Raw genomic sequence first — 13,716 nt, 5'->3', positions numbered from 1 at the left:
ATAGGGTCAGCGCGGGGCGTGGGTAATGGGGTCGCCGATCCCGACGCCCAGCACGCGGGCGGCATCGGGGTCGAGTAGAATACCGTCATCCTTCGCGAGGACCTGCGCGAAACAGGCACGAAAGCCCGCCAGCCGCCCCGCTGCGGCGATGCTGGGGATGGCGGCATCGCTGTGTCCCACGGCACGGACGATGGCGGTACGGGCGGCGCGGATGGTGGCGATGTCGTCGGTCGCGACGGTCACGGTCGGCCCGCCGTCGAACAGGTCGACATAATGGTCATGGCGAAACCCCTCCTTCTCCAGCAGCCGCAGCGCGGGGCGGCCGGAGGGATGCGGTACGCCCAGCACGGCGCGCGCGGTTTCGGGCAGCATCGCCAGCAGGACGGGCGTGGTCGGCATCAGTCCGGCCAGGACATGGGTGCCATGTTCGGCATTGAACGCATCCGCCGCGGCAAAGCCCATGCCGAAGAAACGTGCGGCAACACCGTCCCAGAACGGAGCCTCGCCCGCCTCGTCGACCACCCCGCGCAATTCGGCGATGGTCCGGTCGGCAAAGCGCGCGCGGTGCATCGCGATGAACAGATAGCGGCTGCGCGCCAGCAGCGTGCCAGCGCCCCCGGAACGGACATCGGCACGCAGGAACAGCCCGCCCACTTCGCTGCACCCGGCATGATCGGTGCAGATGGTCAGCGTGCTGTGATCGACCGAGCGACCCAGCACGGCATGGTCCGCGCCATGCCGATCGATGCGATAGCTGTAGAAGGGCGCGTCGGTGCCGATATGCGAGAATATCTGGCAAGTGCCATGGATCGCCTGCGTCGCATCGTCCTCCAGCACGAACAGGAATCGGTCGACGCCGAAGCGGTCGGTATGGCGCGCAAAAGCGGCGTCGGCAGAGGCCAGTCGCTCGGCGAGCTTCGCCCGGTCCGGCGGCAGGTTCACGAACCCGCCACCGGTGGTCTGCGCCATCTCGTAGAGCGCCGACAGGTCGTGCCGACTGGCGGCACGCAGGACCATCGTCACGCCGCACTGCCTCCCAATAGGGGCTTCAGCGTATCCCAGTTGCCCGCCGCACTGTCCGCCTCGAAACTCGCCATCGGATAGGCGCAGTAATCGGCGGCATAATAGGCGCTGGGGCGGTGATTGCCCGAATCGCCGATCCCGCCGAACGGCTGCGCGCCCGCCGCGCCGGTCGTCGGGCGGTTGCGGTTGACCACGCCCGCGCGCGCGTCGAGCACGAACCGTTCCCATAGCGCGTCGTCGCTGGTCACCAATCCTGCGGACAGGCCGAAGCGCGTGTCGTTCGCGGCGGCGACCGCTGCGTCGAAGTCCGCGACCCGGACGACCTGAAGTACGGGCGCGAAAATCTCCTCATCCGGCACCGACACGCCGGTCACGTCGAGCAGTGCGGGCGTGACGAAGGCGGCGCTGCGCCCTGCAATTCCTCCAAACGGTACGATGGAGCGGGCACCGGCGGCTTCCAGCGTGGCGACCTGTGCACGGGCGGCGGCCGCTGCGGCGTCGGAGATCAGCGGACCGATATAGGGATTTTCGTCCCAGCTGCCGATGGGGATATGCGGGATCAGCTCAGCGACCGCATCGATCACCGCGTCGCCGAAGGCACCGTGCGGCAGGATCAGTCGGCGGGCACAGGAACAACGCTGTCCGGTGGTGATATAGGCCGACTGGACGATCAGCGCCGCCACCTCCGCCACGTCACCGTCCCAGACGATCAGCGGATTGTTGCCGCCCAGTTCCAGCGCGAGGATCACGTCGGGCCGGTCGGCAAGGGCGCGGCGGAAATGCGCGCCGGTCGCCGCCGATCCGGTGAAGAGCAGTCCGTCGATGTCTGCTGCGACCAAAGCCGCGCCGGTTTCGCGTGCGCCCTGCACGACCTGCAATACGCCCTCGGGCAGTCCCGCCTGGGTCCATGCCGCCGCCATCGCCGCGCCCACCGCCGGGGTCAGTTCCGATGGCTTGAACACGACCGTGTTCCCGGCGAGCAGCGCGGGGACGATATGCCCGTTGGGCAGATGGCCGGGGAAGTTGTACGGGCCAAGCACCGCCATCACCCCGTGCGGGCGATGGCGCAGTACCGATTCCCCAAACGGCATCGTGCTGCGCTTTTCCCCGGCTCGCTCGGCCTGCGCGGTGATCGACAGTTCGACCTTGCCTACCATCGTGGTGACCTCCTGCATGGTTTCCCACAGCGGCTTGCCGGTTTCGCGGGCGATCTGTTCGGCAAGGTCGGCGGTTCGCGCCTTCAGTTCGGCGGCATAGGAACGCGCGATGGCCACCCTCTGCTCGAGCGACGTCCGCCGCCAGTCGCGGAACGTCACGCGGGCACGGACCACCGCCGCGGCGACATCAGCCTTGGTCGCGGTGGGACCGGACCAGACCGTCTCACCCGTCGCCGGGCAAAGAGAGGTCAAGACGCTCATGCGGCCTGCACCATGGCACCGCGCGCCGCGATGCAGGCCGCTTCGAGCCGCGTGACAGCCTCGGCAATCTCCTCTGCCGTGATCAACAGCGAGGGGAGCAGCCGCACGCAATTCTCGCCGCCGCCCGCGACCAGGATTCCATGGTCACGCGCGATCCCCATGAAATCGCGATTGTTCGGAATCATCTTCAGGCCGATCAGCAGCCCCTTGCCGCGCACGTCGGCGATCACGTCGGGGAAACGGCTGCGCAACGCCTCAAGCCGTTCGAAGAAATCGGCGCTGGCGGCGCGGGCATGGGCCAGCGTCTCTGGCCTCGCGATGGTGTCGAACGCGGCGATGCCGACCGCCATCGCCAACGGATTGCCGCCGAATGTCGTGCCATGCACGCCGGGTGTCATGCCCTTGGCCGCTTCGGTGGTGGCGAGACACGCCCCGACCGGGAAGCCCGATCCCAACGCCTTGGCCAGCGCCATGATGTCAGGCTCGGCGCCGTCGAACCACTGGTGCGCGAACAGCTTGCCCGTGCGGCCCATGCCGCTCTGTACCTCGTCATGGATCAGCAGGACGCCGTGCTGGCGGGTCAGTTCGCGCAGCCGCAGCAGCCATTCGCCGGTCAGCGCGCGCGCGCCGCCTTCGCCCTGTACCGGCTCGACGATCACCGCCGCCGTGGTCGGGCGGGCGATCGCCTCCTCGATCGCGGCCGCATCGTCGATCGACAGCTGGATGAATCCCGGTAGGCGGGGGCCGCAGCCCTCCATATACCCGGCATTCCCCGAGGCGTTGATCGCGGCATAGGTACGGCCGTGGAACGAACCCGCGAAGCCGACGATATCGATCCGCTCGGGCCGGCCGGCGACATGATGATAGCGGCGCGCGGTCTTGATCGCGCATTCGACCGCCTCAGTGCCCGTATTGGCGAAGAACACGCAGTCGGCGAACGATGCATCCACCAGTCGCTGCGCCAGCGCTTCCTGCCCCGGAATGCGAAAGATGTTCGAGACATGCCACAGCTTGCCTGCCTGTTCGCTGAGCGCGGCGACCAGGGCGGGATGGGCGTGACCCAGGGCATCGGTTGCGATGCCGGCCACGCAGTCGAGATACCGCCGCCCCCCGGTATCGGTCAGCCACACGCCCTCGCCACGCTCCACCGCGATCGGCGCGCGATTGTACAGGTTCATCAGGGGATCTGTCATGACGGCTCCTATCCTCAATTCGGAATGCACCGGCGGGCGGGCAACGTGGCGGCCGCCCTGCGCAGGCGGTTCACGCGATTGCGCTATTGGCCCTTGGGAGGGACATAGCCAAACGCAATGGCGTCATCTGTTGATGATGGTTGAGAATGAAGGACAGGGTCTATCGTGCCTTGATCGGCGCGACGGTTGACGGGCAACCATCGCGCTTGCACGGCAGTGTGTCGTCCCAGGACAAGAGGCGCACGACCATGTCGCCTGGCTGGGTGCGCGGGTCGGTACCCAAGCCCGCGACCCGTGCGTCGAGCGGGGCGGTCAGCGTGGCGATGGTCCTGCCGAACGGGTCGGTGACGATCGCCAACACATCGCCCTTCTTCACATATTGGTTCAGCGTCACGCGCACCTGCGCCCATCCGCCGCGTGGGCTCTCGACATTGGTCACGACATTGCCGAGGAACGGTTCGGCATCACGCAGATCGGGTTTGCCAGGCAGCATTCCCTCGTCGATCATCACGTTGCGCACGCCGCGCAGGCCGCGTGCGATCATCGCATTGTCGAACACCTCCGCACCGCCCAGTTCATAGGTGACGGCAGGGATGGCATTGGCGTTCAGCATGTCCTCCACAGCGCCGTCATAACCCGCATTCACATAGATGCTGTCTGGCCGCAGCATCATTGCGATATGCTTGGCGGTGGGAGTGGCGACAAAGACATAGGCCGGATAGGTGCCGCCGCGCGACTGGGTATGCAGGTCGATCGCGAAGTCGGTATTGCCGGTGAAGAGGCGCGACCATAGCCGCCCGGCATAACGCTGCGCCGCACTCCCTTCATCGCCGTGCGCGTGCGGATCGTGAGGGATCAGGCGATTGAGATTTTCGCCTGCGCCATTGTGGCCGCCGGTAAAAGCGCGCGTCGAATTGCGCAGGCCCGGCGTATTAAGGCCCGGTACCGCGATCAACGTTCCCTTCATGGCCGCCGGATCGAGCCGTTCGACCAACTGGTGGATAACGCCGATGCCGTTCAGTTCGTCGCCATGAATACCGGCGGTCAGCAGGAAGCGGGGGCCAGGCTGCGTACCCTTCACCACGACGATCGGCACATAATAGCCCTGTCCGATCTCATTGTCGTCGACCCGTAGCCAGAGCCGCGTCTTGCCGGCGGGCAGGACGGCAACTTCCAGCCTGTCGATCACGGGCGCCCCGTCCATCCGGTCCCCCGGCTCGCTCGGCAGCGCGGCGGCATGCCGGGCGGCGAATAATGCCACAATCAGAACAAACCTGGTGAAGACACGAAACGGGTGGGACATGGCGGTTCTCCAAGGCGACAGAACCAAAATCTCGCATTTCGTTACGCATGCGACCAAGCGAAAATACGTCATGTCCTTATGCGTTCGGCTCATAGATAAGCTGGTGCTCGTCGTGCGAGGAAGAGCGCCAGCCGCAACGACACGTATCTCAGGGTAACGCGCCGCAAACCGGTCGATGAAGCCGACATATTAGGCCTTCATCATCGTTTCCTTGCCGTTCAGGTTATTCTGGCGCGACTGCTGATCAACACCGTGAGGGACAACGCGCGCGCCGTTTTGAACTCCGCCGCTTGGTCAATCACCGGCCAGGGCAAGAGCGGGACGGTATTCCGCTCAAGGTTCGGCTTGGCACCAGGCATGCCAGTCATAAAGTGCAGCACGCGCCGATAGATCGTACGGCCCGCAGAATACGCTGTACAATCGGTGAAAGCGTTGGGGCGCGGCTGGCGTGTTTATGCAAAAGATGGAAGGTCTGGCTGCAGCTGGCTGCCCATGATGACGCAACCCAGGCCTTCGGCGGGGCGGGCTCTACCTGAAGGCGCACCGCACGGCATCGAGCTTATGGGGCAAAATGGGGATCTCGCTCGCCTGATTGGCCGCACCAAATGCCTGCACGGCGAAGGCCGGGGGGCATGAACACCAAGCTCCATGCCGTCGCCGATGTGAACGGGCGCCGCTGGAGCTTCTTCATGGCTGCGGGCTGCGTCAGCGACTACCCCGGCGCTACAGCGCTGTTCGATGATATGCAGAAGCCGCAGTGACTGCTCGGCGACCGCTGCCCCACCGCCTTCTTTTCCGCCGCCGTCCTCGTTGTGACCGTCATCTTCTGGTGTGATCAACGGGTCCAGACCATAACAACTGGATCACGGCATCATGGTGCAAGACTGAATTCGATCGGTACTACCAACTCGAACGACGTGCCTTCTCTGCTCTCGGGGGGGGTGGGAAGCGGCTCGGCGCGCTTGGGCAGTGCCAGGGCTTCCCGGTCGAGATCTGGTATCCGCGATGACCTCTCCAGGCGGACGGATTGGACTGCACCGTTTCGATCCATCACCAATCTGATGACCGGGATTCCCTGATACCGGCGCAGCAGCGCTGCGCGAGGGTAGCGGCGATTTGCGATCAGCTTTGTCAGGATCCTACCTTCCCAAGTGTCGGGACCTTCGGTTTCCGGACTAGGTTGACGGGCTACCTGCATGCTTGGCGGTGTGGATGCCTGAGGTTGGGGCGACTGAGGCACGGGCTGTTGCTGCGCCGCCGCCACAATCGGGGGTGTCGCGGCGGTAGGAATAGGCAGGATCAGCGCCCGCTTCTCTGCAGCCCGTTCGATTTCCGACCGAGCCGGTGACTCAGCCGGTGTAGGGGCAGGCAGCGGTTCCGGCTGCTGGTCCAGGGTGTTGACATCGAAGGTCGTCAAGCTCGCGGAATGGGTGGGTTCGACATACCGGACCGACGATGTCACGATGAGAAAGGCGATGCCCAGCAGCAGGGCAACACCGCCGGTCGATGCGATGCCGAACCACCGCTGTCGAACGTCGGGATGATAGCGACCCACTGTGCCAGCATCCTGGATCGTCACGGCGTCGGATGGCTCCATGGATGTGGGCTGCGGGAAGCAATTGCTCCCGCGACCGGTCGGCCCATCCGACATCCTGTCTTTCTCGCCAGACGCCATTGCTTACCAGCGGAAGGAAAGCGCGGCCGTAACGCGCCGCGGTTCGCCGTAGTAACAACTGCCGAAGGCATCGCAGTTGGCGAAATAGGCCTTGTCCAGCAGATTGCGGGCATTGACCGCCAGCCGCCAGCGTCCCAGATCGATCGTCGCCAAGGCATCTAGCACCAAATAGGCGGGCACCTTGTAGGGGCGTACGGCCTCCTCATTACCTTGGTTCGGCCCGACATAGCGGCCACCCAAGCCAAGTTGCAGACCGCCGTCGAACCGCTGGTCAACCCACAAGGATGCCTTGTGCCGCGACATCGCCACCGCCTGTCGGCCAATCGCCGCTGGTGTCGCACTGCTGATGACGCGGGCCGTGGGGGTGTAGCTATAGGCGCCGATCAAATTCATGCCCGGCAGCGGCGCCACCTTACCTTCGAATTCCAGGCCGCGGACGAGCGCTTCGCCGGTCTGCTTCGGCATGAAATTCTGATCGTAGGTGATGTAGTTCTTTCGCCGAAGGTCGAAGATCGCAACGCTGTAGCTGTCGTTGCGTCCCACCGGCTGGAACCGAAGCCCGGCTTCATATTGGCGGCTGGTTTCGGGCGCGAACGACCGCCCGGTCAGGGGATCGATCGTGGCAGTTGGCGTGAACGACGTCGAATAGCTGATATAGGGAGCCCAGCCGCTCGGCCCCACATAGACCAGCCCTGCACGGGTCGTCACCTTGTCGTCGGCAATTCGGAACGCCGCCCCGCTAGCCCGGTCGGTCACACGCGTAATCGCATGGTCGTTGCGAACGCCGACGGATGCGACCCATCGATTGCCCAGCTTGATCTGGTCCTGCGCATAGATGCCGGTCTGGACCAATCGGGTCAGGCTGTCCTGATACGGTCCGGGGATCGCAATCGCCTGACCATAGATGGGACGATAGACGTTGATCTCCGGCGCCGCACCAAAGTGCAGGACAGTGTCGAACCGACTGTTCTGATAGTCCACACCGAACAGGACCGTGTGGTGTAACGGTCCGGTATCGAACTGCCTTTCTACTTGCGTGTCGATGCCGAAATTTCGCGCGTTATCCTGCGCAAGGAAAACGTTGCGCGACACGGTTTGGAAATTGGCGGGATTGCGCGGATCGACCGGGTCGGCCGTCACGAAGTCACCCGCCGAGATCTGACGCAAGTCGCTGTCGACCTCGCTGAACCGCAAATTCTGTCGAACTTTCCACGCGTTGCCCAGTCGCTGTTCCAGCAGGTAGCCGATCGACCATTGATCCTGTCGCAGGCGATCGAAGTCGGGCTCGGCAGCGGAGAAGCGGACCGGGATGGTCGTACCTATCGCGGTCGGGATCAGCGATCCCACCGCACGGCGGCCGCGCGTGTAGACCCCGGCATTGATGCGGCCATATTGGCCCAGCAGCGTCAGCGACGTCGCCGCGCTTGGTTGCCATGTCAGCGAGGGAGCGACGAACACCCTGTCATCGGGCATCCCACCGGCGGGAAGTCGCGCGTCGCGCGCCAGACCGATCATCCGATAGAGCAAGGTTCCTTGCGCATTTACCGGGCCGGACACATCGGCCATGATCTGCTTGCGGCCATAAGTGCCCCATTGCGCCTGAATTTCTCCGCGCTGCTCGGCCGTCGGGCGCTTGCTGACCACATTGACCATGCCCGCACCGTTGGACATTCCATAGAGTACCGAGGCGGGACCGCGCAGCACCTCGATCCGTTCGGCCGCATAATTCTCGATCTGCCAAACCGCGAAATTTCCGACATTCCGCAACGCTAGCCCGTCCAGAAAGAAGCCTGGCGAATACAGGTCGAAACCGCGCACGGTGAGCCAGTCATAGCGCGAGTCGGTGCCGTTCGCCGCAACATCGATACCCGGCGTATAGGCCAGCGCATCGGCCAGCCGCAGCGATCCCGTCGCCTCGATCTGATCGGCGGTTATGACGGAAATCGACTGGGGTGTTTCGACAAGCGGCGTGTCGGTCTTCGTACCGGTGCCGCTCCGTCGCGCGACATAACCGGGGACCGGACCGGTGGCGCGTTCCTCGTCTTCGGCCTGCGCGATCGAACCCGCATTTGCAGCATTGCCCTGGACCCGCACCGGACCCAGTTGAATATCCTTATCCTGCCGGGCCCCGGCGGTCACCGGCGATGCCGCGATCTGTGCGCCTTCGTCGGTCATCCGATATGTTAGTCCTGTACCCGCCAGCAATCCGCTAAGGGCCGCCGACGGCGCAAGTCGGCCTTCGACCGCCTGCCCGATCTTGCCTTCGACCAGCGCGCCTTCCGCCGTTACCTGTATTCCAGCTTGCCGCCCGAACAGGATTAGCGCCGTGGCCAGAGACTGGCGCGGGATGTCGAACTGAGCCGCGACTCGGACGTGTTGGGCAGAGGCGGGAGAGGTAATGGCCAGTTGGACCAAGACGCTTGATACCGCTGCGAAAGCGAGCACGGTTCGCCTACGTCCCAACAGCCCTTCTGCTCGCGTGATCCCCATCGTCATTTCAGTCTCCACTACCCTTTTGCGCAAATGCGATGCATTCGCATCTCAATCATGAGATTGTGGAGGACGAGTATTTTCCACAAATTTCAGGCGATTTTTTGCGCGCCGCCTTAAATCATTGCATTGCAGACTAAAAATCTCTGTTCAGACCATCGACGATAAGGATCCAAGGTGTGATGCGCCGTATCCGCCCCCCATAGGGATGTACGATCATAGCCAAAGCCTGCTCGGGTTGACGGACATCGTAGATGCCGGTGACGCGCCGCTCGCCCAGCTTTGCATCGGCCAGAACAATCCGACCGCGGAACCAGGGACGAATCTCGTCAACGACGTCGGCAATGGTTCGATTCACGGCGAGCGCCTCGCCCTTGGTCCAGCCGCCCACCATCACGGCATCAGCCTTGCCGCTTCGCTCCCGCCCTTGCGCGTCGATCCGAAGCCATTCGCCTGCCAACAGGTCTGTCGGCGAACGATATGATCGTGCCGCGACACCGACCCGCACATGCCCGCGCGCCACGGAGACGCTGGTCGATTCTTCCAATCGTCGCACATCGAACCGGGTACCCAGCACGGTCGTCGTTACGCCGTCCGCCTCTACCACAAACGGGTGGGACGGATCGCGCCGGACATCGAACAGTGCCTGACCGGCCAGTAGGCGAACCGTTCGCTTTCCCCCGACGGTCTCGAACACAAGCGCGCTTTGCGGCCCAAGCGCGACCGACGTGCCGTCGCCCAGCCGGAGATGTGCGATTTCCGCTGTACCCGTGACATGATCGGCGCGGAGATGAAGGCTTATCGTCGGCCAGAGGAGCGCCCAAGCCCCGGTGGCTGCAATGGCTGTATAGACCAGCTTCCGCCTATGCCGCCGTGACGGTTGCGCGCGGTGTCTACGCGGTCGGTCAGGCCCGGTGAGGGCAGGCACCCGCCACGCTTCCGGCGCCTGACGGAAGATCTTCATCGTGTTGTTTACGCTTGTCCAAGCTTGGCCGTGGCGGGGGTCGGCATGAAGCCAGCGATCGAACTCAGCGTGCAGGCTGTCGTCTTCGGGGCTCTCGCGAAGCGTGACATACCAATCCGCCGCGTCTCTCCGTGCTGCACCTTCGTCCTGCGTGGTCATTTCGCAAAGGACCGAAGTGCATCACAACGCTCTATGGCATCCGTCACCAGCACGTGCACGCGCGATGTGGACAGGCCAAGCTTCAAGGCGATTTCGCGCAATGTCATGTCTTCGAAATAATACATTTTGAAAGCTGCGACCTGACGCTCCGGCAAGCGATCGATAACGTCCATCACTAATCGCAGTTCGCCACGTGCAATTATCTCGACCTCTGCGGATGGCGCGCTATCGGGAATGCTGTCGATCACGCTCGAAATATCGATATGCTCGACGTGACCTTCGTGTTGACGTCGGCGAAACTGCGCGAAGACAAGATTGCGGACGATACGACGAAGATACGGCAGAGGTTGTCGAACCGGCTGATCCTGAGGGCGATTATCGAATAGCAACCAGGCGTCGTGGACGATGTCTTCCGCAGTCGCAGAATCGCCCAGCAACCTCTTGGCATAGGACACTAGCGCAGGACGGTGCGCCTTATACAGGCGAACGGCTGACGGCTCAGACGTCACGATAAACTTGCTGAAAAGCCTCCCTGCCCCTTCTGCATCCAATATTGCCGTGATTGGGCATTATCAACCATTTTGGGCGCAGTGCCACCGATGGCCTGCCTTTCGGGAGACAACCGTTCCCGTTTGCAGATCGGCGAAAATGTAGATCACGTCGTCGCCATTCGCCGATCCTTACCGTCTTCCCGACCCCGGGAAGCGCGGGTTACGCGATGGCATCGGCACAAGGCGGGGAATGGGAATAGGTACCCTACCAACAGCAGAAAGCCTTCATTCAAAACAATTTTTCTTCACGAGGAAAAATTTTGAAGAAAATTCTCGCCGATTTTCATCAACAGGCAGACATAGATGAAAATTGTATACCTGTGCCAGAATTTGCATTTGAAGATATAGGGCGTGTGTTTTCAGGTTTTCTTTAGTTTTTTCGGATAAGAGGGAGTGGCGGTTTTTGCATGGCCGCCAAGGGAGATAGTCTTAGTGAAGAAGTTGCTTCCCGTGGTCAACATCGCGGTGATTCGTATTGTCCTCGCAATTGGTGCTCTTTTCGCATGGGCGCCGAGCGTTGCGTACGCGGCTTCAGCCGGCTGCGGCCGAATAAATAGCGCGTCTCCCGATTACCAGCAGGGATTTACCCCGCCCTCGAGGATGTCCGGCGTGTATACCTCGCGAGGTAATTTCAACCATGACGTCAACGTCATGGGTTGGACAAACCAATTCGCGCCTGGGGACGTTATCAGTTGGAGCTTCACGACCAGTGGTACGTCGCCCTATGTCCATATCCAGCTAACGGACAGCGGGGGTACGCCATACCCGTCGTCGGCACTCAATCGGACCGGATCGGGATCGGGATCGTTTACCGTTCAAACGGCTTACGATGCTCTCAATCTGTCCGCGATGCCGATACGTCTTGACTCCGGAGGCAACACCACCGGTGCCGATAATCCGGCCATGTACAACCGGACCGCGACCATCACGGTGTCGTGTACTCCGGCTGGTTCGGCAACGCCCACCGTCATATCGCTTTCACCGACGACCGGGTCCGTCCTAGGCGGTACCTCGGTCACCCTGACCGGCACTAATCTGACCGGCATCACGAGTGTCAGCTTCGGCGGCACTCCCGCGACGAACTTCACGGGCAACACCGCAACGTCGGTCACGGTCCGCACCCCGGCACACGCTGCAGGGGCAGTCAACGTCGTTGCTACAGCGTCCGCCGGTTCCACGACCGTGACGAACGGTTTCACTTATACGAAGGCGGCGCAGACGATCACGTTCGCCGATCCCGGCGCACAGAATTTCGGCACCACCCCGATATTGACGGCCTCGGTCAGTTCCGGCCTTGCGCTCGCGTTCACCTCTGCGACGACAGGGGTCTGTACCGTTTCCAGCGCCGGGGTGCTGACATTCGTCACGGTCGGCACTTGTACGATCAACGCCGATCAGGCGGGGGACGCGACCTATCAGGCCGCTGCAACGGTATCGCGCAGCTTTACGGTGAATGCGGTCGCGCCTGACGCGCCGACGATCGGCACCGCGACCGCCGGCGACGGGCAAGCGACGCTGACATTTACCGGACCGACGAACACCGGCGGTGCCGCCATCACCGGCTATGAGTTGACGATCAGCCCCGGCAATACCGTGGTGACTGGCGCATCCAGCCCGATCACCATCCCGAACCTCACCAATGGCACGGCGTACAGCTTCACGGTAAAGGCGATCAACAGTGCCGGGAGCAGTCCGGCATCGGCTGCGTCTAACTCAGTGACGCCGATTGCGTCGCTGGCGCCTCCGACGGTGGGCGCGGTGACTGCGACGGTTAATGCCAACAGCAGCAACAATCCTATTACGCTCGTCCTGTCGGGTGGCGCGGCGACTTCAGTCGCGGTCGCGTCGGCCCCGAGAAACGGTACCGCCACGGCCTCGGGCACCGGCATCACCTATACGCCGATGACGAACTATCGCGGCAGCGACAGCTTCACCTACACCGCCACCAACGCTAGCGGCACGAGTGCGCCGGCGACGGTCACGATCGACGTTGTCGGTCAGACGGCAGTGATTACCTCGCACCCGCAAAACCTACGGGTTCGTGTCGGAAGTTCTGCGACCTTGACGGTTACGGCCACCAACGCGGTCAGCTATCGCTGGCAGGCCAGATTACCAACCGCTGGTTACAACGGTCCCTACATCCAGAACAATAGCATCGTCACAGGCGCGCAATCCAATTCGATGACGATCCTGTCCACATTGGCGCAATATGACGGCTATGTTTTCAGAGCGGTCGTGAGCGGCACCGATGGCCAGATCACCTATTCGAATGAAGCTGTCCTGAGCGTGTTTGATACGCCGACGATCACCTCGGTGTCGCCCGCGACCGGCCCTGCCGCTGGCGGCACGGCAATTACGATCACCGGTAAGTACTTCCTCGGCGCGACCGCCGTTACGATCGGCGGACATCCGGTGACCTCGTTCAGCGTGGTATCCGCTACTAGCATTACCGCGGTCGTCCCTGCGGGAACCGTCGGACCGGCAGATGTCGTCGTGATCAATCCGGACGGCACCGGCACCAAGGCAGGAGGCTTCACCTATCAGGCACCCGCTGTCATGATATCCCCGGTGGCGGGTGTCCTGCCGGGCGCGGTCGTCGGTACTGCATACAGCCAGACGATCGCCGCAAGTGGCGGGACGGCTCCCTTCGCATACGCCGTGACGACCGGAACATTGCCGGCCGGACTGGTACTGGATTCAGCCACGGGTGTCATCGCCGGCACGCCGACCACGGCAGGGTCCTACTCGTTCACTGTCACGGTCACTGATGCCGCCAACCAGACCGCATCCGCAGCCTATACGCTTGCCGTCACCGTCCAGGCGCCGGTGGCCGGGGCGGTCAGCACGACCGTTGCCGCCAACAGCACCGCCAATGCGGTGACGCTGGCCCTGTCGGGCGGGACCGCCACCTCGGTCGCGGTCGCGACCCAGCCTAGCCAC

General features: G+C 63.1%; 9 protein-coding genes and 1 pseudogene. 2 read left to right on the top strand and 8 right to left on the bottom strand.

The window, feature by feature from the left end; translation table 11 throughout:
* Positions 1-6 precede the first annotated feature (6 nt).
* The 4 genes from ABIC44_RS16315 to ABIC44_RS16300 form a co-directional block, all read right to left on the bottom strand.
* The gene (locus ABIC44_RS16315; RefSeq protein WP_354296597.1) at positions 7-1,017 is read right to left on the bottom strand and encodes an arginine N-succinyltransferase; all 1,011 of its coding nucleotides are present in this window, start codon (positions 1,015-1,017) and stop codon (positions 7-9) included.
* 2 nt (positions 1,018-1,019) lie between these two features.
* The gene (astD, locus tag ABIC44_RS16310; RefSeq protein ID WP_354296575.1) at positions 1,020-2,441 is read right to left on the bottom strand and encodes a succinylglutamate-semialdehyde dehydrogenase; all 1,422 of its coding nucleotides are present in this window, start codon (positions 2,439-2,441) and stop codon (positions 1,020-1,022) included.
* On the bottom strand, positions 2,438-3,634 hold the full coding sequence (locus ABIC44_RS16305; protein ID WP_354296574.1) for an aspartate aminotransferase family protein: 1,197 nt from the start codon (positions 3,632-3,634) through the stop codon (positions 2,438-2,440). The genes astD and ABIC44_RS16305 overlap by 4 nt, the downstream gene beginning before the upstream one ends.
* Positions 3,635-3,794: 160 nt before the next feature.
* On the bottom strand, positions 3,795-4,895 hold the full coding sequence (locus ABIC44_RS16300) for a succinylglutamate desuccinylase/aspartoacylase family protein (RefSeq protein WP_354296573.1): 1,101 nt from the start codon (positions 4,893-4,895) through the stop codon (positions 3,795-3,797).
* A gap of 424 nt (positions 4,896-5,319) precedes the next feature.
* Between ABIC44_RS16300 and ABIC44_RS19665 the strand changes: the two are divergent.
* Positions 5,320-5,689, top strand: a pseudogene (locus tag ABIC44_RS19665) (transposase family protein); the annotation flags it as partial.
* 119 nt (positions 5,690-5,808) lie between these two features.
* Here the strand turns inward: ABIC44_RS19665 and ABIC44_RS16290 are convergent.
* The 4 genes from ABIC44_RS16290 to ABIC44_RS16275 all read right to left on the bottom strand — a co-directional run bounded on the left by ABIC44_RS16290 (position 5,809) and on the right by ABIC44_RS16275 (position 10,734).
* Entirely contained in the window at positions 5,809-6,516 is a 708-nt protein-coding gene (locus ABIC44_RS16290; protein ID WP_354296571.1) for an energy transducer TonB, read from the bottom strand.
* 99 nt (positions 6,517-6,615) lie between these two features.
* Entirely contained in the window at positions 6,616-9,108 is a 2,493-nt protein-coding gene (locus ABIC44_RS16285; protein ID WP_354296570.1) for a TonB-dependent siderophore receptor, read from the bottom strand.
* A gap of 130 nt (positions 9,109-9,238) precedes the next feature.
* The gene (locus ABIC44_RS16280) at positions 9,239-10,225 is read right to left on the bottom strand and encodes a FecR family protein (RefSeq protein ID WP_354296569.1); all 987 of its coding nucleotides are present in this window, start codon (positions 10,223-10,225) and stop codon (positions 9,239-9,241) included.
* Positions 10,222-10,734, bottom strand: a complete 513-nt coding sequence (locus ABIC44_RS16275; RefSeq protein ID WP_354296568.1) for an RNA polymerase sigma factor — start codon at positions 10,732-10,734, stop codon at positions 10,222-10,224. The genes ABIC44_RS16280 and ABIC44_RS16275 overlap by 4 nt, the downstream gene beginning before the upstream one ends.
* 474 nt (positions 10,735-11,208) lie before the next feature.
* Here ABIC44_RS16275 and ABIC44_RS16270 point away from each other — a divergent pair.
* Positions 11,209-13,716: beta strand repeat-containing protein (locus ABIC44_RS16270; RefSeq protein ID WP_354296567.1), on the top strand; the 2,508-nt coding region annotated here is incomplete at its 3' end.

The organism is Sphingomonas sp. 1185 (assembly GCF_040544655.1).
In the GTDB taxonomy this organism is placed as follows: Bacteria; Pseudomonadota; Alphaproteobacteria; order Sphingomonadales; family Sphingomonadaceae; genus Sphingomonas.
The sequence above is the reverse complement of the archived record's forward strand: the minus strand, read 5'-3'. Positions and strand labels throughout refer to the sequence as shown.

Coding starts and splice junctions, on each gene's coding strand:
- ABIC44_RS16280 (WP_354296569.1), bottom strand. CDS start 10,225: ATGACCACGCAGGACGAAGGTGCAGCACGGAGAGACGCGGCGGATTGG.
- ABIC44_RS16305 (WP_354296574.1), bottom strand. CDS start 3,634: ATGACAGATCCCCTGATGAACCTGTACAATCGCGCGCCGATCGCGGTG.
- astD (WP_354296575.1), bottom strand. CDS start 2,441: ATGAGCGTCTTGACCTCTCTTTGCCCGGCGACGGGTGAGACGGTCTGG.
- ABIC44_RS16285 (WP_354296570.1), bottom strand. CDS start 9,108: ATGACGATGGGGATCACGCGAGCAGAAGGGCTGTTGGGACGTAGGCGA.
- ABIC44_RS16315 (WP_354296597.1), bottom strand. CDS start 1,017: ATGGTCCTGCGTGCCGCCAGTCGGCACGACCTGTCGGCGCTCTACGAG.